This window comes from Devosia submarina, assembly GCF_003056345.1.
GTDB lineage: Bacteria > Pseudomonadota > Alphaproteobacteria > Rhizobiales > Devosiaceae > Devosia > Devosia submarina.
On record NZ_PYWB01000017.1, the window covers coordinates 14,513 to 39,035 of the forward strand.

General features: G+C 62.1%; 25 protein-coding genes and 1 other annotated feature. Of the genes, 9 read left to right on the top strand and 16 right to left on the bottom strand.

The annotated features are described in order from the left end of the window. Positions 1-4 precede the first annotated feature (4 nt). The gene (locus DDE77_RS18545) at positions 5-1,060 is read left to right on the top strand and encodes a substrate-binding domain-containing protein (protein WP_108398974.1); all 1,056 of its coding nucleotides are present in this window, start codon (positions 5-7) and stop codon (positions 1,058-1,060) included. A gap of 50 nt (positions 1,061-1,110) precedes the next feature. On the opposite strand, the gene DDE77_RS18550 is transcribed toward DDE77_RS18545, so the two are convergent. Both DDE77_RS18550 and DDE77_RS18555 read right to left on the bottom strand, forming a co-directional pair. Then, entirely contained in the window at positions 1,111-3,165 is a 2,055-nt protein-coding gene (locus DDE77_RS18550) for a bifunctional aldolase/short-chain dehydrogenase (RefSeq protein ID WP_108398975.1), read from the bottom strand. An 18-nt stretch (positions 3,166-3,183) separates the two neighbouring features. Beyond that, a complete protein-coding gene (locus DDE77_RS18555; protein WP_108398976.1) occupies positions 3,184-4,140 on the bottom strand; it encodes a sugar-binding transcriptional regulator in 957 nt (318 codons plus the stop codon). A gap of 575 nt (positions 4,141-4,715) precedes the next feature. On the opposite strand from DDE77_RS18555, the gene DDE77_RS18560 reads away from it, so the two are divergent. From DDE77_RS18560 to DDE77_RS18570, 3 genes are all read left to right on the top strand, one after another. Continuing rightward, positions 4,716-5,132, top strand: coding sequence for a hypothetical protein (locus tag DDE77_RS18560; RefSeq protein WP_108398977.1), 417 nt, complete (start codon positions 4,716-4,718; stop codon positions 5,130-5,132). A 75-nt stretch (positions 5,133-5,207) separates the two neighbouring features. After that, on the top strand, positions 5,208-5,915 hold the full coding sequence (locus DDE77_RS18565) for a Crp/Fnr family transcriptional regulator (RefSeq protein ID WP_108398978.1): 708 nt from the start codon (positions 5,208-5,210) through the stop codon (positions 5,913-5,915). 77 nt (positions 5,916-5,992) lie between these two features. Next, entirely contained in the window at positions 5,993-6,505 is a 513-nt protein-coding gene (locus tag DDE77_RS18570; RefSeq protein ID WP_108398979.1) for a DUF2249 domain-containing protein, read from the top strand. A 219-nt stretch (positions 6,506-6,724) separates the two neighbouring features. On the opposite strand, the gene DDE77_RS18575 is transcribed toward DDE77_RS18570, so the two are convergent. The 10 genes from DDE77_RS18575 to ccoN all read right to left on the bottom strand — a co-directional run bounded on the left by DDE77_RS18575 (position 6,725) and on the right by ccoN (position 14,908). Continuing rightward, positions 6,725-7,399, bottom strand: a complete 675-nt coding sequence (locus DDE77_RS18575) for an NnrU family protein (RefSeq protein ID WP_157959948.1) — start codon at positions 7,397-7,399, stop codon at positions 6,725-6,727. Positions 7,400-7,459: 60 nt separating this feature from the next. Further along, the gene (locus tag DDE77_RS18580) at positions 7,460-7,900 is read right to left on the bottom strand and encodes a pseudoazurin (protein WP_108398981.1); all 441 of its coding nucleotides are present in this window, start codon (positions 7,898-7,900) and stop codon (positions 7,460-7,462) included. Positions 7,901-8,028: 128 nt separating this feature from the next. Next, a complete protein-coding gene (gene ccoS / locus DDE77_RS18585) occupies positions 8,029-8,175 on the bottom strand; it encodes a cbb3-type cytochrome oxidase assembly protein CcoS (protein ID WP_108398982.1) in 147 nt (48 codons plus the stop codon). Beyond that, positions 8,172-10,391: a heavy metal translocating P-type ATPase gene (locus DDE77_RS18590; protein ID WP_210204439.1), complete on the bottom strand. Its 2,220-nt coding sequence runs from the start codon at positions 10,389-10,391 to the stop codon at positions 8,172-8,174. The genes ccoS and DDE77_RS18590 overlap by 4 nt, the downstream gene beginning before the upstream one ends. Before the next feature lie 9 nt (positions 10,392-10,400). Then, the gene (locus tag DDE77_RS18595) at positions 10,401-11,204 is read right to left on the bottom strand and encodes a DUF2189 domain-containing protein (protein ID WP_108398983.1); all 804 of its coding nucleotides are present in this window, start codon (positions 11,202-11,204) and stop codon (positions 10,401-10,403) included. A gap of 18 nt (positions 11,205-11,222) precedes the next feature. Then, the gene (locus tag DDE77_RS18600; RefSeq protein WP_108398984.1) at positions 11,223-11,426 is read right to left on the bottom strand and encodes a hypothetical protein; all 204 of its coding nucleotides are present in this window, start codon (positions 11,424-11,426) and stop codon (positions 11,223-11,225) included. Further along, a complete protein-coding gene (gene ccoP, locus DDE77_RS18605) occupies positions 11,423-12,307 on the bottom strand; it encodes a cytochrome-c oxidase, cbb3-type subunit III (RefSeq protein ID WP_108398985.1) in 885 nt (294 codons plus the stop codon). Before ccoP ends, DDE77_RS18600 begins: the two co-directional genes overlap by 4 nt. Beyond that, positions 12,304-12,468, bottom strand: coding sequence for a cbb3-type cytochrome c oxidase subunit 3 (locus DDE77_RS18610; protein ID WP_108398986.1), 165 nt, complete (start codon positions 12,466-12,468; stop codon positions 12,304-12,306). The genes ccoP and DDE77_RS18610 overlap by 4 nt, the downstream gene beginning before the upstream one ends. A 5-nt stretch (positions 12,469-12,473) precedes the next feature. Then, positions 12,474-13,256 carry a cytochrome-c oxidase, cbb3-type subunit II gene (ccoO, locus tag DDE77_RS18615; protein ID WP_108398987.1) on the bottom strand — a complete coding sequence of 261 codons (783 nt, stop codon included), beginning with the start codon at positions 13,254-13,256 and terminating at the stop codon, positions 12,474-12,476. 2 nt (positions 13,257-13,258) lie between these two features. After that, positions 13,259-14,908, bottom strand: coding sequence for a cytochrome-c oxidase, cbb3-type subunit I (gene ccoN / locus DDE77_RS18620; protein ID WP_108398988.1), 1,650 nt, complete (start codon positions 14,906-14,908; stop codon positions 13,259-13,261). Between the two features lie 306 nt (positions 14,909-15,214). Here ccoN and DDE77_RS18625 point away from each other — a divergent pair, with 306 nt between their 5' ends. Genes DDE77_RS18625 through DDE77_RS18645 form a run of 5 tightly spaced genes read left to right on the top strand, consistent with a single transcriptional unit; the run spans position 15,215 to position 20,191 of the window. Then, positions 15,215-15,685 carry a pseudoazurin gene (locus DDE77_RS18625; RefSeq protein WP_108398989.1) on the top strand — a complete coding sequence of 157 codons (471 nt, stop codon included), beginning with the start codon at positions 15,215-15,217 and terminating at the stop codon, positions 15,683-15,685. A gap of 53 nt (positions 15,686-15,738) precedes the next feature. Further along, positions 15,739-16,908 carry a copper-containing nitrite reductase gene (gene nirK / locus DDE77_RS18630; RefSeq protein WP_245895396.1) on the top strand — a complete coding sequence of 390 codons (1,170 nt, stop codon included), beginning with the start codon at positions 15,739-15,741 and terminating at the stop codon, positions 16,906-16,908. 58 nt (positions 16,909-16,966) lie between these two features. Then, on the top strand, positions 16,967-18,031 hold the full coding sequence (locus tag DDE77_RS18635; protein ID WP_157959949.1) for a hypothetical protein: 1,065 nt from the start codon (positions 16,967-16,969) through the stop codon (positions 18,029-18,031). A 13-nt stretch (positions 18,032-18,044) separates the two neighbouring features. Next, positions 18,045-18,569: a YcnI family copper-binding membrane protein gene (locus DDE77_RS18640; protein ID WP_108398992.1), complete on the top strand. Its 525-nt coding sequence runs from the start codon at positions 18,045-18,047 to the stop codon at positions 18,567-18,569. Continuing rightward, positions 18,566-20,191 carry a copper resistance CopC/CopD family protein gene (locus DDE77_RS18645; RefSeq protein WP_157959950.1) on the top strand — a complete coding sequence of 542 codons (1,626 nt, stop codon included), beginning with the start codon at positions 18,566-18,568 and terminating at the stop codon, positions 20,189-20,191. The genes DDE77_RS18640 and DDE77_RS18645 overlap by 4 nt, the downstream gene beginning before the upstream one ends. A gap of 7 nt (positions 20,192-20,198) precedes the next feature. On the opposite strand, the gene DDE77_RS18650 is transcribed toward DDE77_RS18645, so the two are convergent. From DDE77_RS18650 to DDE77_RS18665, 4 genes are all read right to left on the bottom strand, one after another. Beyond that, positions 20,199-21,425: an NnrS family protein gene (locus DDE77_RS18650; protein ID WP_108398994.1), complete on the bottom strand. Its 1,227-nt coding sequence runs from the start codon at positions 21,423-21,425 to the stop codon at positions 20,199-20,201. Between the two features lie 27 nt (positions 21,426-21,452). Then, a complete protein-coding gene (locus DDE77_RS18655; protein WP_108398995.1) occupies positions 21,453-21,734 on the bottom strand; it encodes a DUF2249 domain-containing protein in 282 nt (93 codons plus the stop codon). Between the two features lie 30 nt (positions 21,735-21,764). Next, positions 21,765-22,208 (bottom strand): hypothetical protein, encoded by a 444-nt coding sequence (locus tag DDE77_RS18660; RefSeq protein WP_108398996.1) that lies wholly within the window; start codon positions 22,206-22,208, stop codon positions 21,765-21,767. Between the two features lie 506 nt (positions 22,209-22,714). Continuing rightward, positions 22,715-23,943 (bottom strand): IS3 family transposase gene (locus tag DDE77_RS18665; RefSeq protein ID WP_108398997.1). Its coding sequence is split into 2 segments (ribosomal slippage): positions 22,715-23,655 and positions 23,655-23,943, totalling 1,230 coding nucleotides; the frame shifts between segments, so codons are not numbered across the junction. Continuing rightward, positions 23,546-23,662 (bottom strand) — a sequence feature (AL1L pseudoknot). (Overlaps the previous gene by 117 nt.) Positions 23,944-24,523: the final 580 nt, after the last annotated feature.

The following is a 24,523-nucleotide window of genomic DNA, read 5'->3' on the forward strand; positions in this document are numbered from 1 at the left end:
AACCATGACGATCTCTCACAGAATTCGAAATAGGCTGGGCCTTGGCCTCGTCGCCGTATCCCTGCTCAGTGGCACCGCGCTGGCCCAGGATATGCCGGCCCCGTTTAACAACCCGGGCGATGTTGAAATCGCGCTGGTGCGCTACCTTTCGACCGGCGACTTCTTCCAGGCCTACCTATCCGGCGTCGAAACACAGGCTGCCGCGCTGGGAGTCAATTTGCGCGTGCTCGATAGCCGTCAGGATGCTGCGCTCCAGGCCGACATGGTCGACCAGGCGATCGCCCTAGGTGTCGATGGCATCATCATCCAGCACGGCCTCACCGAATCCATGAAGGAAGCCGCGCAGCGAGCCGTCGATGCCGGCATCAAGGTCGTAGCTTTCGACGTCAATGTCGAAAACCAGGCCGTGCCCCAGATCGAACAGTCCGACCGCGACCTTGCTCGCCTCGCGCTCGAGCAGGCAATCAAGGACAATGGGGAAAGCTTCCGCGCCGGCTATGTTTATGTCGCCGGTATCGCCCCGCTCGATCGCCGCGACGAAACCTGGCGCGAGTTCAAGGAAAAGTATCCGGGCATCGAAGAAGTCGCCCAATTCGGCACCATGGACAACCCGATCGCCAACTCGGTCGCCAACCAGGCCCGCTCCGTGGTCACTGCTAACCCCGACATCACTGTGATGTTCGCCCCCTATGACGAGTTTGCTAAGGGCGTGAAGATCGCCGTCGACGAGGCCGGCCTCACTTCGTCGGTCAAGATCTACTCGGCCGACATCTCGACGTCCGACATCGCTGCAATGCGTGAGCCGGGCAGTGCTTGGGTCGCGACCGCTGCGACCAATCCAGCTGTGGTGGGTGAAGTTTCGGTGCGTGCTCTGGCTATGATGCTGGCCGGCGAAGATCCGGGCGCCAGCGTCATCGTGCCGCCAACCCTGATCACTCAGGCCGACCTGCTCGACAAGAACATCACTAACATGGAAGAGCTCGGCTCGAACCTGCCGCAGTTCGCCCATGCCGATGTGGCGACCCCCGACTGGATGCCGCTGCCGGAAGGCCGCGAATAACTCTTGGCTTGCGAGAGTAGGGAAGGGCGGCTCTCAGGCCGCCCTTTTGCTCACCGCAGCGTCGCGGCGATATTGCCGCCGTCTACAGTGGTGACATTGCCGGTCGTGCGCTCGGCCAGAGCCTGATGTACGAAGGCTTGCGCGACGTCTTCCGCCGTGACTTCGAGGCCCAGGAGATTACCCGCCATATAATCTTTCTCGCTGAGGCCGCGGGCGCTCGAGCGATTGCTGATCATCTCGCTGGTGAGCAGGCCCGAACGAATGCGGTCTGCATTGACCGCGTTGACGCGGATGCCATCGGCGCCGTGCTCAAGGGCATACTGTCGGGACAGAAAGAGCGTCGCGGCCTTGGGCAGCCCATAGGCGCCGAACTTGGCGCCAGGATTGACCGCCTGCTTGCTGGCGTTGAACAGCAACACGCCACCCGTGCCTTGCTGCTTCATTACGCGCACGGCGCTCTGAGCCACCGTCTGATGAGCGAAGAAATTTAGCTCAAAGCTCTTGCGCAGCAGCGCATCATCGAGCGTTGCGATGGCGCCTTCCCAGGCAGCGCCCGCATTGGAGACGACGATATCCACTCCGCCAAAGACGCGTATCGTCGCATCGAAAGCCACTCGCACCGATGCTGGATCGGTGACGTCGCAGGCAAGGCCGATGGCGTTGTTGCCGGCATCTTTCGCCACCGCTTCGGCATGCGCGAGATCGAGGTCGAGTACCACGGCATGCGCACCCTGTGCTGCAAAGGCCTTGACCGTTGCCGCGCCGATTGCGCCCGCGCCCCCGGTGACCAGGACGACCTGGCCGGTCAGCGGCTTGGGCTTGGCACCGCTGAGCTTGGCTTGTTCGAGTGACCAATATTCAAGATCGAACAGGTCAGGCCGGCTGACCGGTTCGAAACGGCCGACCGACTCGGCATCACGCGCTGCCTCGATCCACATCTCGCCGAGGTCTGCCGCGATCTTTGCGTCCCTAAGTGTGCGGCCGTGCCCGAATAGTCCGAGGCCCGGCACCATGGTGAGGCGAGGTATCGGGTCGAGCATGGTGCGCTTGACATCGTCGCGCGCATCATTGCTGCGAAAATATTCGGTATAATCGGCAACATAGGCCGCCACCCGCTCGTCGAGCACGCTGCGATAGCCATCCAGCGCATCTGCGTCCGGCGCCGGCAGAACCATCGGCCCTGTTTTGATGCGGATGGAGAGGTCGGGCGTCGACACGCCGCGCATCGCCATGACCTCAAGCGTATCCGAGTTCACGAAATTAAGGATCTCTGGAGAGCTGCGGAACTCGCTGACGAAACGCTCGTAGCGGCCTTCTCCGAGCGGATGGGCCAAGGCCCCACGCAGCATCGGCGCGATCTCTTCGACCGAGGCAAGCCGCTTGGGTAGACGGGCTGGCACAAGCGGATTGCGCCTGTTCTGTCGCACGAAGTCTTCCGCCACCGTCACATAGTGGATCATGAGGTCATAGGCGGCCTTCGCGGTCTCCCCAAAGGTGAAGATCCCGTGCTTGTCGAGGATCAACCCGTCGACCATGGGGTCCTGGTCGAACACGTCGGCCGCCGCCTTGGCGAGATCGAAGCCCGGCATGATATAGGGCACAAAGCCCATCCGTGGCCCGAACACTTCCCGGCTCATGCGCTCGCTTTCGGCCTGGTCGGCAATGGCGAGGATGGCGGTGGAATGGGTGTGATCGACGAACTTGTGCGGGATGAAAGCGTGCAGCAGCGTCTCGACGCTGGGATTGGGAGCGCCTGGATCGATCAGGTTAGCCCTTTGCAGCGCCACCATGTCCTCATCGGAAAGGCGGTCCAGCTTGCGGGCCTTGAGCAGCGGCGCGAGCTTCACCGCCGGCAGCCCCTGCGGCTCGATCGTGCCCATGTCCCAGCCGCTGCCCTTGACACAAAGCACGTCGTACTGGTCGCCGACGAGATCAGTGACCGTCGTCTTGACCGAAGTATTGCCGCCGCCATGTAGCACCAGCCGCGGGTCGCTGCCCAGGAGGCGCGTGGTGTATGTGCGCAGCGCCAGGTCGCGGTTGACGCCACGATCGACATAGCGGCTGACTTCGGCTTCCGCATCGGCGTCACGCCATAGATTTTGCATGCTTGGCTCCTCAGGATATTAGGCCGGCGCGCCCTCCCAGCGCGACAGCAGGCGTTGCGCCATGGACGTGGTCACCACCAGGTGCGACACCAGCCGGCCCTTGATGGCAGCCACCAGGGGCTCGAACTTGTTGGCTTCCTCGACCACCATCAGGCGTTTGGGAATAGCGCGGATGCTGTCGAGGTCGGCTGAGATGCAGCGTCGGTTATAGTCGCAATCGACCAACTGCCCCTCGGCATCGATCAACTGTCCGGCAATAACGCCAGTCGCTCCCGCCTTGCCCATTTCCGCCATTTCGGCGGCACTGAGCGCGCCACAGCGCACCAGGTGGCTATCCGCCTCGATGCCGCCAACGGAATAAAGTGCTAGCTGGCAGGTGGCGATGGATTTGAGCTGTTCGAGTATCACCGGCTCGGCGCGCAGTTCCTCGGCCAGCCGCTCGGAACTCAGCACCAGCGGCGCATAAAAATTGATGCCTTCGGCGTTGAGGCGCCTGGCAATTTCGGTCGTGCACTGATCGGGACGATAGTTATAGGGGGCCCCCAGATTACCGCAAAGCTGCACCACGGTTACGTTTTGCCGATCGGCATAGGCCATGACATCAGCGATATGGTAGACCGTGCGCCCCCAGGCGATGGCGATGCGGTCGCCGCTTCGCGCCAACTCTTGGAACACGGTGGCGGCAACGACAGGCATTTCCGTAGACGGATCGAGCGCTTCCCGATCTTCAGGAACGATCCACACAGCGTCTAGCCCGATCGCATCCTCGAGGCGACGCGCCAAGGCCTCATCAGTATAAAGCTGTGACGAAGTGGAAATCGTTACGATGCCCGTTTCGCGGGCTTTGCGTAGATATGTGGCAACCGATGCCCGAGACAGGTTGAGCCGCTGCGCTACCTCATCCTGACGTAAGCCATGAGTGTAATACAGCCAGGCTGCTTTATGGATCAGTTGATCAGCTGGACGTAGTGGCATGCGCTCCCCGGACTGCTTTTCAGCATTAGTCACGTGGGCTGACAAAAGTCAATTAAGTTGTGACGCGACCATTCACTTGCTTGGTTCGAGGTAGCGTAAGCTGCCTGGTAATCGCAAAGACAACGGAACCTCGAGCAACCAAGGTTGGCACATGTTTGAAGGCAGAACAGGGGCTGCTTCCGACCCCATTTAGGATGTTCAGACTCTGCCGCAGCGACCCAAAAAGCTGACACTTCTTGAGCCGTCCCCCGAGCAGGCGCAACGTTTCACATCACAGGATTGCGGACGCTACTGCGAAAAGCGCAGCACACAGGGCAACGAGACTGGGGATCAGTACGACTGCTCCGGAAACCAGGGCCAATCGAGAAACTGGGCGGAGTGATCCCCGAGACGTTCTGAACATGTCCGACCTCAACTGCTTGCCACCATACCGAGCCCGATTGTCTTGCAAGCAGGTTCGGAAATCAACTTGGAGTCTTTCGTTCGCAACCGGCGCAGGCAGCTGTTTGATCTTCGTCAACTCGGCCGCGCCCTCTTTATCGTAGGCTCCCCGCTAGAACGATGGGCAAGCGGCTATGCAACGAGATGACTGCGCTACGTACGAACTGGCACAGCGCCATGACGAGCAACTGGCGATCTGTCTTGCTCTAGAGACGCTGGTCGACTCCTTGCCTTATCACGTTGATCCCACATCCTTGCGTGGGATGAAGAAGGCCCTTGTTCCGGTGATGCACAACTGCATCGCCCAGTGGAACCTAGTCTGTGGTTCAACAGCGGTGCTCGCGCATGTTGCCAGCATGAAAGAACTTCTGAGTGACATGCAGCGGCAGGATCAGGAAGACCTCGGACTAGCGGAGGAGATCGAGTTGACCCTGGGGGAATGGAATGCTGGCGGCACCAGTCTGGACCCCGAGGCCATGGCGTATCTGATACGCGGCTTCGTTACGGCGCGGCGACGGCGCGTCGCGCTCGAGCGCGCCTTAACTGGGTGAGCTGCAGGGAGGTCGCGTTGGTTGCGGTCCCGATGCGGGCGACGTAACTATGGGCCAGCACGGAGCCAAGCCTGCATGGCCGAAAAAGCAAAGATACGTAGCCTGCCCAAATTCGCCCATCTGCCGCAGGGCGACTTCGACCAGGTCTATGCTGCCGCCGCCGGGCGGTCCTTCGCCGCCGGTGCCACGGTTTCCGAGCAGGGGGACGTGGCCACCTATTTCTTCGTGCTCCTGGATGGCCGCCTGCGCGTCACGCAGGTCACCGCGGAGAGCCAGCAGGTCATCGTGCGCATCGTCAATCCGGGCGATCTTTTCGGCATCGCCAAGGCTCTGCAGCGCACGGATTATCCTGGGACTGCCACTGCCGTCAGCGACAGCGTCGTCCTGTCCTGGCCCATGGCTAGATGGTCCGATTTCATGGGGAACTATCCGTCCATGGCGATGAGTGCCATGCAAACCATGGGCACTCGCCTGCAGGAGGCCCAGGCCCGAATGCGCGAACTGGCGACAGAGGAGGTCGAGCGACGGGTAGCCCATGCCGTATTGCGGCTGGGGGAGCAATCGGGCCGGGAGGAGGCCGGCGGCATCCGCATCGACTTTCCGGTGTCCAAACAGGACATCGCCGAGATGACAGGCACGACGCTCCACACGGTGTCGCGCATATTGACCGCCTGGGAACATGCCGGCCTGGTGGTGGGTGGACAGCAGAAACTGCTGCTCAAGGATCGGCGCCGGCTGGCCCTCATCGGTGACGGTGAAGTTCCGGGCCTACTGGGGGGGTAGCTGCCGCGTGGCCAGCTTGCGCTTGCTCAAAGTTGCGGCAGCAGACGGGATAAGACAGTCAGCTTCAGGAGAAGACCATGAAGCCACTCGACCTTGATGTTCGGCCAATCCTGCGCGCAGGCGGGGAGCCGTTCGGGACCATCATGGCAGCGGTGGGCGATTTAGCCCCCGGGCAGTCGCTCCGCCTGCTGGTGCCCTTCCGGCCCGATCCCCTGCTGCAAGTGTTGGCCCGACAAGGCTTTGCCAGCGACCCGCGGCAACTTGATAGCGGCGACTGGGAGGTGACCTTCTCTCCCGTTCGCGCGTACCATGATACCATCATGCCAGTTGATCCCGCCGCCCCGGTTACCTGGCCGCAGCCGGCCAAGCACGTTGACTACACGGGATTGCCCCCCGCGGCCGTGACCGGACGTATCATGACGGCCCTAGACACCGTGGCCGCCGGCGATGTGCTGTTTGCGCTCATCGATGGGGAACCGTTGGCGCTGTTCCCTGAACTCGAAGTCCGGGGGCACGCCTGGTATGGACAACTCGACGAGCAAGGCGACGCGTACCGATTGATGATACTGAAGGCGCCGCCAGCCGCTTGAAAGCGCGGAAAACGACGGCCCGCTGCAGGGAGATCCAACTCTTCCGCAGCGGGCCGCCTAAGTTCCGGCGTGGCCAGTGGGGCCTCCGCCCGAACGGGCACGCTCTGTCCCCCATTAATGCGCCCATGGCTGGCGTATACACGCGCAGCTGCCAAACCTTAGTTCGACAAGGCCAGGTTAGCCGTGGCCCCACACGGCTTCTTTGTGCCATCGCAAGCTTCACGAATATGCCGGCACGCCAGCGAACCACACATGGGTCAAGGCCAGCATTCCATAGATCGCAAGCCCAAGGAGGACATGCAGCAAGATCCGAAGGGAAAAAGCCGGACGCCAGCCTGCCCCCAGCGCAGGCAGCAGCGGCAGCTCCGGCGCGCGCACTGCCAGCCGATTCCATTCTGGCCGGCCCAGTTTCGCCCGCCGGCGTCGGTCCAGCGACATCATGGACAGCGCAGACATGGCTGCAAAAGTGCCGAACAAGACGATGTGGCCCACATCGCCGTTTGCGGCGAGATGCGCCAACGACCAGATCAGCAGGGCCCACAGCACCGGATGGCGCACGACCGCGACAATACCGGGACGGAGCGGATCGAAAGTCCCCCGGTTCAGCGACATGGACAGCGGATTGGGGGCTAGGAGCCCGGCGACGGCAAGAACGACTGCAAGAGGCATCACCAGCCTTGGCACGGCGAGGCCAAGCTCGGTGGCCGGCCAGAGCTCGACATAGGGTGCTGTCGCCGCAGCATGGATCAGCGCCAGCAGCAGGAACAGGGAGACGATGCCGTAGAGGGTGAAATAGCTGCGACGCCCGAACCGTCCGATGAGGCGGGCGCGAACCGACGGCAGGGCGGGAACCAGGTGGCTCAGCACGAAAGCGCCGAGCACCGTTATAAGCAAAAGCCACTCTTGCATGGAGCAGGGTGCCGGCCCGCTTGCGGGGCCGACACAGCCATCTGATTACTGAGCGAGTTCGGCGTAGATCGCGTCGAAGCGCTCCTGCGCCTTCTTTGGCACCTTGACCGCCTTAGCGGCTTCGAGATTGGGCGGGTCTTCGCCGACGACGACCAGCGCTACCATGCCCATGCCGAGATGTGGTGCACACTTGATGCCATAGGCGCCGACCTCGGTGAAGGTCACGACAATTTCCTTGCCCATCGCGCCCTTGAAGGCCTCCGCCCCTTCGGGCATCATCTCCTTGATGGTCTCGGCATTATGGCCTTTGTCCGTCGGCAGGAAGGTCACCGTGTCGCCCGGCTGCACCTCGATGAGCGCCGGCTCGAAGACCATCGTGCCGGCTGCGCCCTTGTTGAGCATCTGCACATTGAAATTGGCAGCGAAGGCGGGGGCAGCGACCATCGTCAGCATGACAGTCGCGGCGAGAACTTTGAGGGTCTTCATTTTGGATCTCCAATGACGAGACCGCGGGTCGATCTCGTTGCCCCCTTCTAGACCCCTGTCGGCGTTGCACTTTGATGCAGGACAAAGAGTTGAAGTTGTCGCACCCGGCCGGCAAATAGCGAACGGTGCTAGCGTTCGTCGTCATCATCGAGGATGCGTTCGGCGGCGCCCTGCAGGTCGTCATACTGCCCCGATCGCAGTGACCACAGAAAGGCGCCAAGGCCCATCAGCCCCAGGCCGAACGCAACTGGAATCAGCACGACCAGCACGTTCATTGCACGGCACCGGCGGATGCGGGCATCGCTTCTATCGCCCTTGGCGGCTGGGGAGCCCGGAGGCGTAGGGCATTGCCAACCACGATCAGCGAGGACAGCGACATGGCCGCCGCCGCGACCAGAGGAGTTGCATAGCCCAGGATAGCCACTGGCACTGCAATGGCATTGTAGATCACCGCAAAGCCCAGATTTTGCCGGATCAGGCGCCCGGCATCGCGAGCGATGGAGCGCGTCTGGGATACGGCGGAGAAGCTCTCCTTCAGGAACACGAAATCGGCAGCATTGCGTCCGACATCGGCCGCACCTGACGGGGCCATCGAGACATCGGCACCGACCAGGGCAGGCGCATCGTTGAGCCCGTCGCCCACCATCAGCACGCTGTGGCCCTTGGCGCGCAGCGACGCGATCAACTCCAGCTTGCCGGCAGGCAGCACGTCGCCGAACCATTCATCGACGCCGATATCGGCGGCGACGCGGGCGACCACCGCGGCGTCGTCCCCCGAAACCAGCATGACCTTGAGCCCATCTGACCGGAGAGACTTGACGGTCGCCTTGACGTCCGCCCGCAACTGATCCTCGAAGTGAAAGGCGGCTAGCATCTCCCCATTGTGTGATAGCACGGTACCGCGCACGGCGCCGGCCTCTCTCAGGGCCCAATCGGCGCGGCCAAGGCGGTAGAGGTCATCTCCGAGCCGGCCTTCGACACCCAGGCCGGCAATTTCGGCAACTGCCTCTAGTTCCACGGCCCCCGCTGCGTCGGCGGCTTCCACCAGGGCGACTGATAGCGGATGGCGTGAACCGGCTGCCAGGGCCGCGGCAATAGCCATGCTCGAGGGCGAGATATCACCAGCGTTGACCAGGATCGGGCGGCCAACTGTAACCGTCCCCGTCTTGTCCAACAGTACGGTGTCGATGGTGGCAATGCGCTCGAGGCCGGTGCCGTCCTTGGTGAGGATGGAACGTTCGAATAGCCGGCGTGCAGCTACTACCTGCACGATTGGCACGGCAAGGCCCAGGGCACAGGGACAAGTGATGATCAGCACCGTGATGGCGACGCTGATCGAGTGGTGCAAGTCGCCCGACAGCAGCAGCCAGCCGACAAAGGTCAGCAGCGCCGTGAGGTGGACAACCGGCGAATAGAACTGGGCCGCCCGATCGGCAATGCGCCGATAGCGCGCGCGTCCGCCCTCAGCCGCCTCCATCAGCCGGACCATTTCGGCGAGGAAAGAATCCGCGGCAACCGCCGTGGCGCGCATCTGCAGGGGGCCGGTGAGGTTGAGCGTTCCTGCGCGAAGGGCCGTTCCCGGTGATACCAACTGTGGCATCGCCTCACCCGACACCATTGCAACGTCCACCTGGGAACTGCCGTGTTCGACCATGCCGTCCACCGGCACCCGGTCACCGGCCATCAGCATGACGCGGTCGCCCACGGCGATCTCGTCCACTGGCACATATTCCCGCGTCCCCTCGGGACGCAGGACATTGGCGCCGCGGGCAGCGAGCCGCGCCAGACCCCGAACCGCCGTCCGCGCCCGTTCGCGCATCATGTGATCAAGCGTACGACCGATCAACAGGAAGAACAGCAGGGTGACCGAGGCGTCGAAATAGGCGTGATGTCGCTCGGTAATCGTCTCGAAGACGCTGAGGGCGAAGGCCAGGATCACGCCCAGTGAAATGGGAACATCCATGTTGGTACGGCCGTGGCGCAATGCCTGCCAGGCCGAACGGAAGAAGATTTGGCCCGAATAGGCCAGTGTCGGCAGCGCAATGAGTGCGGAGAGCCAGTGGAACAGCTGGCGGGCCTCGTTGCTGGCGCCTGACCAGACCGAGACCGACAGGAGCATGATGTTGCTTGCCGCAAACCCCGCCACCGCCATGGCGCGGATCAGTTTGCCCAGTTCGGGGTCCCTGGCCTCGGGCAGGTCGTCGCAATAGTTGGCTGGATAGCCCAGGCGATCGAGCGTGCGCCGCAGCGGCGGAGGCGCATCGCGACCCTGCCACTCCACTGCGACACGTCGCGTGGACAGATTGACCCGCGCATTCTGGACGCCAGGCAAGGCGTTGAGGGCTTTTTCGACACGCCGGATACACGCGCCGCAATGGACGTCGGGGACAGCCAATTCGGTGCGGAATGCGCCGCTCTTGAGCGGGCGGCTCGCCAGCAGCAGTTCATCACTGCCGGTATGTGCTTCCGCGCTCGCGGCCATCGCCGTCATCGCTGGGCCTCACCTGATGGCTTTGTATGCGTGCCAGGTGGCATGCCCGAGCAGGGGGAAAACGATGATCATGCCAATCAATGCCGTGGCAAGGGAGAGGGCGACCAGCACCATGACTACGGCCCCCCAGGCGATCATCACCCAGACATTGTTCCACACCAGGGCAAAGCTCACGCCCATGGCAGTGAAGGCGTCGCTGCGCTCGTTTAGTAGCATGGGTATGGAAAAGACACTGATGGCAAAGGCCAGCGCGGCGAACAGGCCACCCACGATGGTGCCGGTAAACAGCAGGCCCCATCCGAGTGGGGTGGTCACCAGCAGGATCAGCATCTGGTCGAAGCCGGGGAAGGCCTTGTAGCCAAAGAACAGGGCGTAGAGCAGCACCGCAGCCCGCATCCAGACCATCATCAGCAGCATCAGCAGAAGGCCGGCAAAGATGACCTGAGCGCCTGACCTAGCTTTGCTGACCAGCATGCGATCAAGGCTGGCGTGTCCGCCCTCTTCCAGAATCCGGCTCTTTTCATAAAGGCCTATGGCCACCACGGGCGCCACGATCATAAACCCCGACAGAGCCGGGAACAGCACATAGTCCCAGCCGAAGGTGAACATGGCATAGATCAGTAGCGCCGACAGTGCCGCCACCAGTACCCCATAGGCAAGGCTTGGCAGGGGGTTGCGCCACAGGTCGCGCCAGCCGGCACCAAGCCAGGCGAACACGGTGGAGAGCGGGAGATGCCGCTGCTTGTTCGGATCAAGGGTTTCCTCGACGGTCGAGGTTTCCGAGAGAAGGCCGTAATGGTGGGCATCGGACATCGTGTTCTCCACAAACCGTCAGCAGGAAGACTTGGCGGCGCTGAACTGCCCGGGCTTCGCCACACCGGGCTTGCCATGGGCGACGCAGTCTGGCTGCGACTGCAGCGCCACGTAGAGCAGGTGCGCATTGGCCGCGAGGAAGATGCCCATGACCGTCAGCACGATCGCGGCACCGATGGCAAGGCGCCGCCAGGGCGGCGCCGACCCAGCCCGCGCCGTCATGGCGAGGCCATCCCCAATGCATAGACATAGAGCGCAAGGGTCTTGATCTCGGTGGCGGTCAGCCGCTCGTCCCAGGTCGGCATGTGGCCGGTCCGGCCGCCATGCACCGATTCGATGATGTCCTCGATCGCGCCGCCATAGAGCCAGGCTGCGTCGGTTAGGTTTGGCGCCCCGATATCGGCTATCCCCGTTCCGCTTTCCCCGTGGCAGCCCGAGCAATTGTCGATGAACAATTGTTGGCCGGCGGCGATGGTGTCGACGTTGTCGGCGGTCGAGTATTCAGGATGGCTCAATGAATAGACATATTGGGCAACCTGGCGCACTTCGGGCCGGCGAAGCATGGCGTCTCGGCCGAATGCAGGCATCTGCGACATTCGCGTTTCATCATGGCGGGCATTGATGCCCACTCGCATGGTTTCGGCAATGGCCTCGGGGCTGCCGTCGCCCCACAGCCAATCGCCATCGGTCAGGTCAGGATAGCTGCTGCGGCCGGTGCCGTTGAGCCCATGGCAGGCCGCGCAGTTGTCGCCAAACAACTGCCGCCCGCTCTGCGCCACATGGGTCATCAGAGCCTCGTCCGCCTGGATCTGATCGAAGGGGAGCGCGGCAATCTGCGAGGTCCAAGGTTCGCGGGCCGTCTGGTTACCCACGATGACCTGTTCCACCGTATCTCTCTGGTCGATCCCCAGAATGCCCTTTGTATAGGTCCAGCCCAGCGGGAAGGCCGGCATCAGCACCCACCACACTAGGGCGAATAGATGCGTAACCACGATGAACCAGAGAATGCCGCGCGGAACCGGCGTGTCCAGTTCCTTGATGCCGTTCCATTCGTGACCGGTGGTTTGCTCCCCGCTGACGGGGTCGATCTCGACCTTGCTCACGGACGATCCTCCTCGCGAAACACGGATGTTTTGGCGGCGTCGAACTTCTTCCGGTTCCTTGGCCAGAAGGTATAGACCAGCACAGCCGCGGTCATCGCCAGCAGGTAGAACAGGCCCCAGCTCTTGGCGAATGCAGTGAGAGTGTCATAGTCAAACGACATGATTGCTACTCCTCTGCCTGGTCCACTGCAGCTCCGGCTGCAGCGGGGTCGGACGGCAGCTCAGGCGCGGCTGTGTCGATATAGGCAGCGTCCGTGAGCTGTCCCAATACCTGCAAATAGGCGATCAGCGCATCCAGTTCCGTAACGCTGGTGGTCACGCCATCAAAGGCGCTGATCTGGGTATCCTCGCCATAGCGCTCGGCCATGGCATAGGCATTGTCGGAGTCGGGTGTCGCCTGTCCGAGGGTGTCTCGGGTGGCGTCGGCGACCATCTCGTCGGTATAGGGCACGCCCAGCGCCTGCTGCGCCGTCAGATGGGCGGAGAGGCTCGATGCATCCACCTGCGTTCGTGCCAGCCAGGGATAGGCCGGCATGTTGGATTCGGGCACGACATCACGCGGGTTGTTCATGTGCATGGCGTGCCAGACATCGGAATACTTGCCGCCAATGCGGGCCAGGTCTGGACCGGTACGCTTTGACCCCCACTGCATGGGCCGGTCATACTGGGACTCGACAGCCAGGGAATAAGGGCCGTAGCGGTCCACTTCGTCAGCCAGGGTGCGGATCATCTGGGAATGGCAGGCGTAGCAGCCTTCCCGGATGTAGATGTTGCGCCCGGCCAACTCGAGCGGGGTATAGACCCGCATGTCCGGTACTGTTTCGACGGTTTCGTCGATCGTGAATAGCGGGGCTATCTCTACGATGCCGCCGACGCTGGCAGCGGCGATGATGAGCAGGACGAAGCCGATGGCATTTCGTTCGACTTTACGGTGGAAGAACTCTGCCATGACTACTCCGCAGGGCTTGGGACTGCGCCGGCAGGGGCAAGTTCACCCTCGCCCAGCTTTTCCTGAACCGGAATGCCGCGCCGCACCGTCATCCAGATGTTATAGGAGCCAACGATTGCACCGATCAGGAACAGCAACCCGCCGATGGTGCGCGCTATGTAATAGGGATACATGGCCACTAGCGTATCCACGAAGGAATAGGCCAGCGTGTCACTCTCGGTATAGGTGCGCCACATCAGCCCCTGGATGATGCCCGAGTTCCACATCGCGAAAACGTAGATAAGTGTCCCGGTCAGGGCGAGCCAGAAGTGGACCTCGATAAGGCCGTTAGAATACATGCGCTCGCGTTTCCACAGGGCTGGCACCAACGTGTAGATCGACCCGAAGGTAATCAGCGCCACCCAGCCCAGGGCGCCAGCGTGAACGTGTCCCACTGTCCAGTCGGTATAGTGCGACAGGGAGTTGACTGCTCGCACGGCCATGAACGATCCCTCGAAGGTCGAGAGCCCGTAAAAGATCGCAGCGACCACCATGAAGCGCAACGTGGCGTCGTCGCGTACCTTATGCCAGGCGCCCCGCAGGGTCATGAGCGCATTGCCGGCCGATGCCCAGGACGGGACCAGCAGCATGACGGAGAAGGTCATGCCCAGCGTCTGCACCCAGTGTGGCAAAGCCGTATAGTGCAGGTGGTGCGAACCCGCCCACATGTAGAAGAAGGTGATGCCCCAGAAGCTGAGGATGGACAGTCGGTAGGAGAAGATCGGTCGGTTGGCACGCTTGGGCAGGTAATAGTACATCATGGCGAGAAAGCCCGCCGTGAGAAAGAAGGCTACCGCGTTGTGGCCATACCACCACTGCACCATCGCATCCTGCACGCCCGGCCAGATCGTGTAGCTCTTGGCGCCGGCGAGGCTCACCGGAAGGGCGAGGTTGTTAACGATGTGCAGGATCGCTACAACGACGATGAAAGCCAGGTAGTACCAGTTAGCCACATAGATATGGGGCTCCTTGCGTCGCGCGAGGGTGCGCAGGAACAAGACAAAGTAGGTCACCCAGACAATGACGAGCCAGATGTCGGCATACCATTCGGGCTCGGCATATTCTTTGGACTGGGTGATGCCCATGCCATAGCCGGTGACGGCCATGATGCAGAACAAGTTGTAGCCGAAAATCACGAACCATGGACTCACATGCCCGGCGAGGCGCGCCCGGCTAGTGCGCTGCACGACGTGGAATGAGGTGGCGATCAGCGCATTGCCGCCAAACCCAAAGATTACGCCGGTGGTATGGGCCGGGCGCAGCCTACCGAAACTTGACCAGGCCATGTCGAAATTGAGCGCTGGCCAGGCGAGCTGCGCCGCTACCCAGACGCCGACGAACATCCCGAAAATGGCCCAGATCATCGTGAGTGCGATGCCCGCTTTTATCGGATCATCGTAATAACTCAGGGAGCGGTCCTCGACGGGCTCGGGTAGATCCAGGCGCGGGAGGATATAGGCCGCAGTTGCGGCACACAGCAGGATGACCAAGAGGCCGTGAACCCCGATCGGATCCCATCGTCCTGGCACGGCGACCAACAGCGCTCCCAAGCCCACCAATGTAAGTAGAAACAGGCACGACTGCCGCTCCGCACGTGTCAATCCTGCAACCATCACACCGCTCCCACTCCCTTGACCAATCAGCCAAACCTGACTGGTCCACCCGACCGTTCGAATTTCTCGTCTTCCCGGCGCTATCCGGCGACTTCGAATCCCTCCGAAAGTCTCTAGCACCAGTTTGTCGCATGCAAGTTTGATCTGCGTCAAAGAGGTCGACGAAAGGGGAGCATAGTCAGACTTGCATTCGGGCAGGGTAGAAGGCTCGGGCGTCGGTGAACGATCGGAGAGGTCTTTCGGTAGGTCTTGATGCAGTTATCCGGATTGGCTCCGGATCAGCATCGAGACACAGGAGAACACCAAATGAGAGTAACCGCATATCTCATCGCTGGCGGCCTTGCCGCGCTGATGTCCGTCCCGGCTCTTGCAGCGGACCATCAGGTGCAAATGCTGAACAAGGATTCCGAAGGTCGAGCCATGCAGTTCGAGCCGGCCTTCCTGAAGGTTGCTCCGGGCGACACGGTGACCTTCATCGCCACGAACAAGGGCCACAACTCCGAGTCCATCCTCACGCTTATGCCCGAGGGCGCAGAGCCGTGGAAGGGAAAGATCAACGAGGAAATCACGGTGATCTTCGAAACCGAGGGTTTCTACGCCTATAAATGCCAGCCCCATCTGGGCCTGGGCATGGTTGGCCTGATCCAGGTCGGCGACGCGCCAGCCGAACCCGACCCGGCCGAGGTAGAAAAGCTCCCGCAGCGGGCGGAGGATCGCCTACTCGAACTCATCGCATTGGCTGCTGAAGGCGGCGATGCGCCGGTCGCCCCGCAGTAACATCCCAGGGGCTCGCCCGCTCGGCGGCCCTTCTTATAAGAACGGAGATCATGATGACGGACAAGAAAGACGATCCCACGCCCAAGCCCGAGGAAGGCATCAACCTCAGCCGCCGGAGCATGTTGGCTGGTTCGGCCGGTCTCACCTTCGTGGGTGCACTGGGCGGACAGGCCTTGGCGCAGGATGGCGGCCACGCGGCCCACCAGCAGGCAACGCACATGTCGCACGGCACGACCAGCCTCAGCGGACGCCTCTACCAGGTCAATCCGGGGATGCCCGAGCATAACGACATTGCTCATGACCCGGCCGACATCCCGCCTCCAATTACCCGCCGGGAGTCGCAGACGGTTCGCGTCGACCTCGAAACCATTGAGCTGGAAGCCCATCTCGATGCCAACAGCACGTTCCGCTTCTGGACTTTCAACGGTCGCGTGCCGGGCCCCTTCATCCGCGTTCGCGTCGGCGACACCGTCGAATGCTATTTCAAGAATGCCGAAGACAGCTGGATGGCCCACAACGTGGACTTCCACGGCACCACTGGCCCCGGTGGCGGCGCGGTCCTGACCACCGCAATGCCGGGCGAGGAGTATGCCTTCCGCTTCAAGGCGCTCAATCCCGGGCTCTATGTCTATCACTGCGCCGTGCCACCCGTGGCCATGCACATCGCCAACGGCATGTATGGGATGATTCTGGTCGAGCCCGAGGAAGGCCTGCCGCCCGTCGATCGTGAATTTTATGTCATGCAGGGCGAAATCTATACCGAAGAGCCGTTTGGCAGTGCCGGGTTGCTCACCGAGAGCTATGACAAGCTACTCGACGAGCGGCCCGAGTATTTCGTCTTCAATGGCCATGTCGGTGCGCTGACGGAGCATTACCCGCTCAAGGCCAATGTCGGCGAGACCGTCCGCATCTACTTCGGTGTTGGCGGTCCCAACTTCACGTCGTCCTTCCATGTGATCGGCGAGATATTCGATCACGTCTATCCGTTCGCCGCGCTGACCAGCCCTCCGTTGACCGACGTGCAGACAATCACGGTACCCCCTGGGGGCGCAGCGGTTGTCGAGTTCAAATGCGAGGTCCCGGGTCGCTATGTGCTGGTGGATCACGCCCTGTCGCGTGCCGAGCGCGGCCTTGCCGGATATCTGATCGTCGAGGGCGAGGAACAGCCCGATATCTTCGGCCCTATCGGCGAACCGCCTGACCCGGCGATGTCGGGCCACTGACCTGATGGGCGGCCTGGCTCTGCCGTTGGCCGCCCACCTTTTTTAGGCGGAGTTCTAGATGACCTTGAATTTGTCCAGACAGACGATGTTGGCTGGGAGCACGATCCTCGCTTTACTCGGTGCGGTCGGCCCTGTCCTGGCGCAGGATAGTGTAGTGGAGGGTGTATTTGCCCTGCCTGGCGTTGCACAGGCGGTAATGGGGCAACTCAACGTGGTGGAAACCGGACCACTCACGCGGAGGATCGAGCTGATCTATGCCGACAAGGCATCGGGTGAGCAGATTGCCGGCTACGATGTGGAACTGACCCAGCAACTGCACATCCTCGCGACCGATGCCGGATTGACCCACCTGATCCACGAGCATGCCGACGTGGTTGGCGACGACGGTCGCTTCACGGCCGAGCTCGAATTTCCCGCTCCCGGCCTCTATCATATCTATACCGATGCAGTGCCCACCGGCATTGGCCAGCAGGTGATGCGCTTTGACGTCACCATTAGCGAGGCTGCTTCGGCATCCGAGGTGCCCCGCCCGGCGGCCGTCGATGTTTCAACCAGCCCGCTCGTTTCCTCAGATGGCCCCTATTCGGTGACCCTCGATGCCGCGCAGTTGAAGCCAGGGGTCGAGAGCGCGGTGTCGCTGCTGGTCGAGAAGCACGGTGAGCCTGCCGCAGACCTCGAGCCCTATCTTGGCGTCTCGGCCCACGCGGTGTTCATCCGCGCGGAAGATCTGGCTTATGTCCACGCCCACGCGATGGGCGCTGGTGCCGAAGGCGGCCACGATGCCCATGGGGCCAAGTCCACTACCGCTCCGTCGGAGCCTGCCCGCCATGATCATGGTGGCGATGAGTCGAGTCATGGCGGTCATGAAGCGCCTGATCATACCGGCGGACATGATGCACACGGAGACGCGGCAGCGCCGGCTGCCGGCCATGACAGCCATGACAGCCATGACAGCCATGATGCTGCAGCGACCGAGGCTGTCGATCCCAACATGAGCTTGCACGTGACACCACCGGCCGCCGGCGTTTATGCCTTGTGGATCGAGTTCATCGGCGGCGATGAAATCCGAACCGTGCCCTTCACCATCGAAATCCCGGAAGCCCATTCGCACGCTTCTCACTGATTGGAGATTTAGGATGAAAACCATCACTGCTTTGGCTGCCGGTACGGCAGTTCTTGTGACGCTGTCTTCGCCAGCCATGGCCCATATCGTCCTGCAGGTCAAAGATGCTCAGGTCGGCGCGGCCTATCGCGCGGTTCTCGTTGTCGGCCATGGATGCGGGGAGGAGGCGACGACGGGCGTGCGTGTGCAGATTCCGGAAGGCTTCTACAATGTTAAACCGATGCCTAAGGCCGGCTGGGCCATCGATACCGTGACCGGCCCATACGCGACCCCGTTCATGAACCATGGCACCGAGATCACCGAAGGCGTGACGGAAATATCCTGGACCGGCGGCAACCTGCCCAATGAGTATTTCGACGAATTCACCTTCCGCGGCACCTTTGGCGGTGATCTGGCGGAAGGCTCTACCTTCCATTTCCCGGTGATCCAGACCTGCGGGGAGCTTGAAGATGCCTGGATCGACCAGTCCGGCGACCATGACGTGGAATTCCCGGCTCCGTCTGTGACCCTGTCGCCTGCCGTCGAGCACGCGCATTGATCACCCACGCTTGGGGCTCGGACGCCCGCGTCCGGGCCTTTCGGCGCTGGCTCCTCGTCCACGCCTCACTCATGCTCGCCGTGCTGCTGATCTGTGGCGCGGCCCATGCGCATGCCACCCTTACGGGCAGCATGCCCGCCGACGGCACGGTGCTGGAAGATCCTCCAGCTGCCGTGACCCTGTCCTTCAACGAGCCGGTATCGCTCATTGGCGCGATGCTCATCGCCCCCGGCGGCGATACGGTGGAGCTTGCAGGCAGCGCCTCGACAGGCGAAATCTCGATCGACCTGCCGACCGAGCTCGGCCAAGGGAGCCACGCCGTGAGCTGGCGCGCGGTATCTGAAGATGGCCATCCCATTTCGGGCACGACGTTCTTCGTTGTCGGCGCCCCCAGCACTGATCGGGTTGCCGATCGAGCCAGCCTTGATGCTTGGGTGGCCGGCCTGCTCTGGCTGGCGCGGCTCGTTCTGTTTATTGGCATCTTCTTTGGCGTCGGCGGTGCCGCCTTCCGCATTCTAGCCGAACTGCCTCGGACCGCTGCTCGTTTTGCATGCTGGGCCAGCGTTGCCGGCCTTGTTGCCATACCGGCAATTTTCGGGGTCCAAGGGGTCGATCTACTCGGAAGGGGCCTGTCCGGCCTGCTGGCGGGGCAGGCCTGGGAACTGGCGATGGCCAGCCCCTATAGTGCGACGCTTGCCCTGGCCGCCGCGGCTCTGGGCCTGTCGCTCCTCTCCCTGGCATTGTCCCCGCCCGTGGCCAGCAGGGTGATTGCCAGCATCGCGGTCCTGCTGGTCGGGCTGGGCATCAGCGCCAGCGGCCATGCCAGCGCCGCCGAGCCGCGCTGGCTGACCCGGGCCGCGCTCTTCATGCATGTCACGACAATCGCCTGGTGGGTCGGTGCGCTGCTGCCGCTCGTCTTCTTGCTCCGGCAAAGCCCGCAGGTTTCGGCGCCGCCCCTGCTGCGATTTTCGCGTGCCATTCCATTCGCCATCGTGCCGCTGGTGGCATCGGGTGCAGCCTTGGCGGTCATCCAGCTCGGGCCGCCCGGCGCTTCCTGGTGGACGCCCTATGGTCAGGTGCTCGCCGCCAAGTTGATCCTGCTGGTCGCCCTCTTTTCCATAGCGAGCTGGAACCGCTGGGTGCTGACCGAGCCGGCCGCCGCGGGCGATGATGGCGCACTCAGCCATATGCGCCGTGGCATCGCGGCAGAGATCGTCATCATCCTGGCGGTGTTGGGCCTCGTGTCGGTCTGGCGTTTCACTCCCCCGCCGCGCGCGCTCGTCACCAATCAAGCTGCGCAGCTCACCCTGGAGTTGAGCAGCGACACGCTATCCGCCAATCTCACTTTGTCGTCCGGCAGGGTCGGCGAGACCGATGTGCAGATTTCGATCCGAAGTGCTGGCGGCGAAACCCTGTCGCCTCGGGCAATAACGCTGGAATTCGAGCCGGAGGGCGGCACCATCTCGCCGATCGTGCGGTCGGCGGAGGCGGCGCCCGACGGCATATGGCGCCTCCAGGGCCTCAACCTGCCGCTGCCGGGAAGCTGGCAGGTGGAGCTGCAGGTACGAGTCAGCGATTTCGAGCTGGCAAAGCTCTCCGGCCAGGTGGAGATCGCCCCATAGGCGCTGGTCAGGCCCGGCTACGCGGCTGCGGCAGGTCGCGCCGCATGCGGGTAAGGGCTGACGCATATTCAGCCAGATAAAACAGGAAGGCCAGCATCCACGCGAGAGCCGTTCCCGTGAGCACCTGCATATAGGCATCGGGAAGTATCGACGCCAATGGCCTCACGGCTCCCGCCACGAGGATGCATCCATAGCTCACCATTGTCACCAGGGACGCCCGCAGCTCGAGCCCGGTATGCCCCCGCGTCGCCCGCGACATCACCGCCAGCGTCATCGAACCGATGCCGCCCACAGTCAGGACATGCATGGATGAAATCGCGTCCAGCAAGCCGAATGCAGTTGCCGCGATGGCGACCAGGCCGAGGACCACGAACCCGTAGGCGAGGTGCAGGATGAATACTAGGCCCTCTGAGCGTGCTGCCCAGCCCCGCCACCGCGACAGCCGCACGCCCTGCGCCAGCGCCGCAGCCAGCGCCAGTATGCCGGTTGATTGATGCTCAGGTAGCGCGACCCACGCGACAAGTGCCGCGACCGCCAGGATCATGCTGGCAGTGTCGACATGGCCGTATGGAGCCGGCAGCCGCTTCTCACCTCGCTTGTTCAGCCAATTGCGCGTAAAGCTCGGCAGGATGCGCCCGCCGATGATCATGATGAGCGTGACATAAGCCGCCACGGCCGCTCGACCCGGCAAGTCGGGCCCAATCCCAGCCAGAATGCAGCCATGATAGCCTATGTTCGCAAGCGTCAGCGCTAGCAGGCCGCCCAGGATTTTGAGGTTGTTCCACTTCCGTCCCGCCACGATCTCGCGCGCGCAGACGACCAGCAGCACCGGCATGAATGCCGCATCTATAGCCACGGCGGTCGCCAGGCCCATCACATCGACGCCGAGCAGCGCCGCCCGCCCGGCACACCACAGAAGGAATAGGCCGAGCAGGGGCATGCCGGATACTGGCAGCCGGCCCGTCCAGTTGGGAACCGACGTCAGCAGGAAGCCGGCCAGCGCTGCGCTCGTGTAGCCGAACAGCATCTCATGGCCGTGCCAGACCACCGATCCGTAAGATCCGCCTATTTCCAGCACACCCGTAACGGCAACGATCCAGAGCGCCATGGCGGCTAACCCCCAGATCCCCGCGGCGAGAAAAAACGGTCGGAACCCGTAGGACAGGATAACCGGGCCGGTTCGGGCTAGACCGCGAGGCACAGGGGTGCGGCGGCGGGTTTCGATGTCTGCCATACTAAATGTCGGTCCGAAGGCTTGTGTTTACGCGTCTGGCTTGGCGCCGTCGACGGCAGGAGGAGATAGTCTTCTCACCCTTACACGCCATGATAGCGGTCCGCGCAGTTCATAGTTCCACTCGAACTCTCCAGAGTACCTGAAGTTGAACAAATGCCATAGTGGCATCGGATCGTGGTCATTGACGATGACGAAGGCTTCTCCTTCGGGCAGCGCTTTGAATGCTGTGAAGATGGTAGCGTGGCGCATGCGTGGAATGATCGCTGGGACGTCGATAACGACGTCACTCCTGTCGCAGTGACTGCACATGTGAATACCTCGCCAGCAGTGTAGGAATGGTCAAGCGTCTCTGATCGCCCGCATCGCCGACTTCCGGAACCGCACCGGCAGGATCATTCGAAGGTTGTGCCAAGCGAACCAGGTGCGCTCCAGCCGATCCGCGCTTTCGTTCGGAACGAACCGGCGCAGTTGAGCTGCCATCCATGGTCGCATCAGCTTTCCGGTGACGCCGCGTTCACCACATAGCAGTGAGACCAGATCAGCTTCACGGTTGCTCAGATCGCTCTCGCTATTCAGATCGAGCAGACGAGCCAGCGCGGCCTCTGCCTCTCGCCAATCGGCAGCAAAGATGTGGGTAAGGACATTGTTGAAGTGTCCGTGGTGTCGAAGCTCTACGACAAGCATGCCGGCGAGTTTCTGAGGTTCAATACGGTCTGCGTTTGCCAAAGCAACGTAGTCGGCTGGCATGATTTGGTCCGTGCCGGCACCCTTCCAATATTCCATGATTGTCCTCGCATGGCTTGAGCTTCCCGCAGCGCAATGCCAGTTTCGATTGGAGTGGTCTTTGCGGCATCGCAATCAACGGGAGCCACGCTGAATTTTCCTGGGCCATGACCAAGCTACCCATTGGGATAGGGAGAGTGCGTGGCTAACGTTGCTTCGTTCATTGGACGTTGGACCGCTGAAGTAAGGTGGTTTCACAAGCCCTGTTGGCACGACCGCAGAACCGACATGTGCAATATGTCTCGTGAACATCGTTCGGCTCGGCCCGTTTGGATGTCGAAAACGGGTGGGAGACGGACAGTCAGCTTTGGATCAATTGAGTCAGTCGCGTGAAAGGCATGATCGCGCCGGAAGCAGTCGATTAGTTGGAGGCCACTCCGGACCGTCTACGCGCTTCATCACAGAGCAAGCAGCGCTGATGGCGAGGAAAAGTGGAAGCACCAGATATCCGACCAAAATGAGAGTAATGAACCGCACCGGGTTTACCGGAGGCCGTTGGTGTTAAGTTATGCGGCCATGGCTGCGTGTTCCAGCGCAGCGTAGTAGTTGGCCTCGGCTTCGGCCGGCGGGATGTTGCCGATCGGCTCGAGCAGGCGCCGATTGTTGAACCAGTCGACCCATTCCAGGATGGCATACTCTACGGCCTCGAAGCTGCGCCACGGGCTGCGTCGGTGGATGACTTCCGCTTTGTAGAGACCGTTGATGGTTTCGGCCAAGGCGTTGTCGTAGGAGTCACCGACGCTGCCGACGGAAGGCTCTATCCCAGCTTCGGCAAGCCGTTCGGTATAGCGGATACTGACGTATTGCGACCCGGGGTCCGAGTGATGCACGAGACCGCCTCCCTGCAAGGGTCGTCGGTCATGCAGAGCCTGCTCCAATGCGTCCAGGACGAAGCTGGCATGGGCGGTTCTTGATGCCCGCCATCCGACGATGCGGCGGGCATAGGCATCGATGACGAAAGCCACGTAGACGAAGCCAGTCCAAGTGGCCACATAGGTGAAATCCGAGAGCCAGAGCCGATCTGGTGCCGGGGCATGGAACTGGCGGTTCACGTGGTCGAGCGGGCAAGGAGCCGACTTGTCGCTGATCGTTGTGCGAACCGGCTTCCCTCGAATAACACCCTGCAGGCCGAGCTCCCGCATCAGCCTTTGCACTGTACACCGCGCAACATCGAATCCTTCCCGCTGCATCTGCCGCCAGACCTTCCTGACGCCATAGACCGAGAAGTTCTGGGCAAAGACCCGCATGACCTCCGGCCTGAGCGCTTCATCGCGCTGAGCCCGGACTGACAGACGTGAAGGATCACGGCGTGCTGCAACATGCTCATGATAGGTGGATGGGGCGACTGGCAGGACCCTGCAGATCGGCTCGACCCCATAAACCCCACGATGTTCGTCGATAAAGGCGATCATCGCTTCAGTGGGCGGTCGAGCTCCGCCTGGGCAAAATAAGCCGACGCCTTGCGCAGGATTTCGTTGGCCTGCCGCAGCTCCCGGTTCTCTCGCTCCAGAGCCTTGAGCTTCTCGGCCACTTCACTGGGCACCCCAGCGCGGCTACCGCCGTCCACCTCTGCCTTCTTCACCCACTCGTGCAGCGTATGGGCCGAACAGCCGATCTTCTGGCAAACCGAAACTACCGCTGCCCAGCGCGACGGATATTCCCCGCCATGCTCCAGCACCATCCGTACCGCCCGGGTGCGCACCTCGGGGGAGAACTTGTTCGTTGTCTTGCTCATCAGGCTCTATCCTACTTGGGAGTTAGAGCCTCCGACAGACCCGGCGCGGTTCAGTAACCATGGTTGGGGTGCTACCCCCGTACCAGGCAAATTCCTCGCCACATGGTGTTCCGTACTGCAGAGTGTTGACCCAAGGGCCCTGCGTTAGGACCAGCAGGATCAACTTCGGTGCAGAGCCCACCAGGTCAGACCAACCGCGATGAGCAGCAATGGTCCTGAAATGCTGGCGCCTATGCCAAAAGTGCCATCTGCGCCTTGGGTGCAGGTGCTCGTTAGACCCATCGGGAGTCACCACGGCAGCTGCCCTCATCCAGTGGCCGCGCAAAGCCAGTGCAACAGCCAATCCCAGCGGCAATGCCCAGCTCACCGTCAAAATGAAGATCGCCATTGTCACCTGTTCTGTCGCCATGGTTGCTAAGGCCGGTTTCTGCTGAGTCTACAGTTGCCACCGAAAGATGGTGTATCGCGGCGGCTGTGGCGCGATCTGAGATCGAGAAGCTGCAGCCCCTTCATGTACGATGCTGTCGAGGTCGCACCTGACCTCTAGCATCCAGGGAAGGAGCAACGGCGATGGCGCATT

Coding starts and splice junctions, on each gene's coding strand:
- DDE77_RS18545 (WP_108398974.1), top strand. CDS start 5: ATGACGATCTCTCACAGAATTCGAAATAGGCTGGGCCTTGGCCTCGTC.
- DDE77_RS18550 (WP_108398975.1), bottom strand. CDS start 3,165: ATGCAAAATCTATGGCGTGACGCCGATGCGGAAGCCGAAGTCAGCCGC.
- DDE77_RS18555 (WP_108398976.1), bottom strand. CDS start 4,140: ATGCCACTACGTCCAGCTGATCAACTGATCCATAAAGCAGCCTGGCTG.
- DDE77_RS18560 (WP_108398977.1), top strand. CDS start 4,716: ATGCAACGAGATGACTGCGCTACGTACGAACTGGCACAGCGCCATGAC.
- DDE77_RS18565 (WP_108398978.1), top strand. CDS start 5,208: ATGGCCGAAAAAGCAAAGATACGTAGCCTGCCCAAATTCGCCCATCTG.
- DDE77_RS18570 (WP_108398979.1), top strand. CDS start 5,993: ATGAAGCCACTCGACCTTGATGTTCGGCCAATCCTGCGCGCAGGCGGG.
- DDE77_RS18580 (WP_108398981.1), bottom strand. CDS start 7,900: ATGAAGACCCTCAAAGTTCTCGCCGCGACTGTCATGCTGACGATGGTC.
- ccoS (WP_108398982.1), bottom strand. CDS start 8,175: ATGAACGTGCTGGTCGTGCTGATTCCAGTTGCGTTCGGCCTGGGGCTG.
- DDE77_RS18590 (WP_210204439.1), bottom strand. CDS start 10,391: ATGACGGCGATGGCCGCGAGCGCGGAAGCACATACCGGCAGTGATGAA.
- DDE77_RS18595 (WP_108398983.1), bottom strand. CDS start 11,204: ATGTCCGATGCCCACCATTACGGCCTTCTCTCGGAAACCTCGACCGTC.
- DDE77_RS18600 (WP_108398984.1), bottom strand. CDS start 11,426: ATGACGGCGCGGGCTGGGTCGGCGCCGCCCTGGCGGCGCCTTGCCATC.
- DDE77_RS18610 (WP_108398986.1), bottom strand. CDS start 12,468: ATGTCGTTTGACTATGACACTCTCACTGCATTCGCCAAGAGCTGGGGC.
- ccoO (WP_108398987.1), bottom strand. CDS start 13,256: ATGGCAGAGTTCTTCCACCGTAAAGTCGAACGAAATGCCATCGGCTTC.
- ccoN (WP_108398988.1), bottom strand. CDS start 14,908: ATGGTTGCAGGATTGACACGTGCGGAGCGGCAGTCGTGCCTGTTTCTA.
- DDE77_RS18625 (WP_108398989.1), top strand. CDS start 15,215: ATGAGAGTAACCGCATATCTCATCGCTGGCGGCCTTGCCGCGCTGATG.
- nirK (WP_245895396.1), top strand. CDS start 15,739: ATGACGGACAAGAAAGACGATCCCACGCCCAAGCCCGAGGAAGGCATC.
- DDE77_RS18635 (WP_157959949.1), top strand. CDS start 16,967: ATGACCTTGAATTTGTCCAGACAGACGATGTTGGCTGGGAGCACGATC.
- DDE77_RS18640 (WP_108398992.1), top strand. CDS start 18,045: ATGAAAACCATCACTGCTTTGGCTGCCGGTACGGCAGTTCTTGTGACG.
- DDE77_RS18650 (WP_108398994.1), bottom strand. CDS start 21,425: ATGGCAGACATCGAAACCCGCCGCCGCACCCCTGTGCCTCGCGGTCTA.
- DDE77_RS18655 (WP_108398995.1), bottom strand. CDS start 21,734: ATGTGCAGTCACTGCGACAGGAGTGACGTCGTTATCGACGTCCCAGCG.
- DDE77_RS18660 (WP_108398996.1), bottom strand. CDS start 22,208: ATGGAATATTGGAAGGGTGCCGGCACGGACCAAATCATGCCAGCCGAC.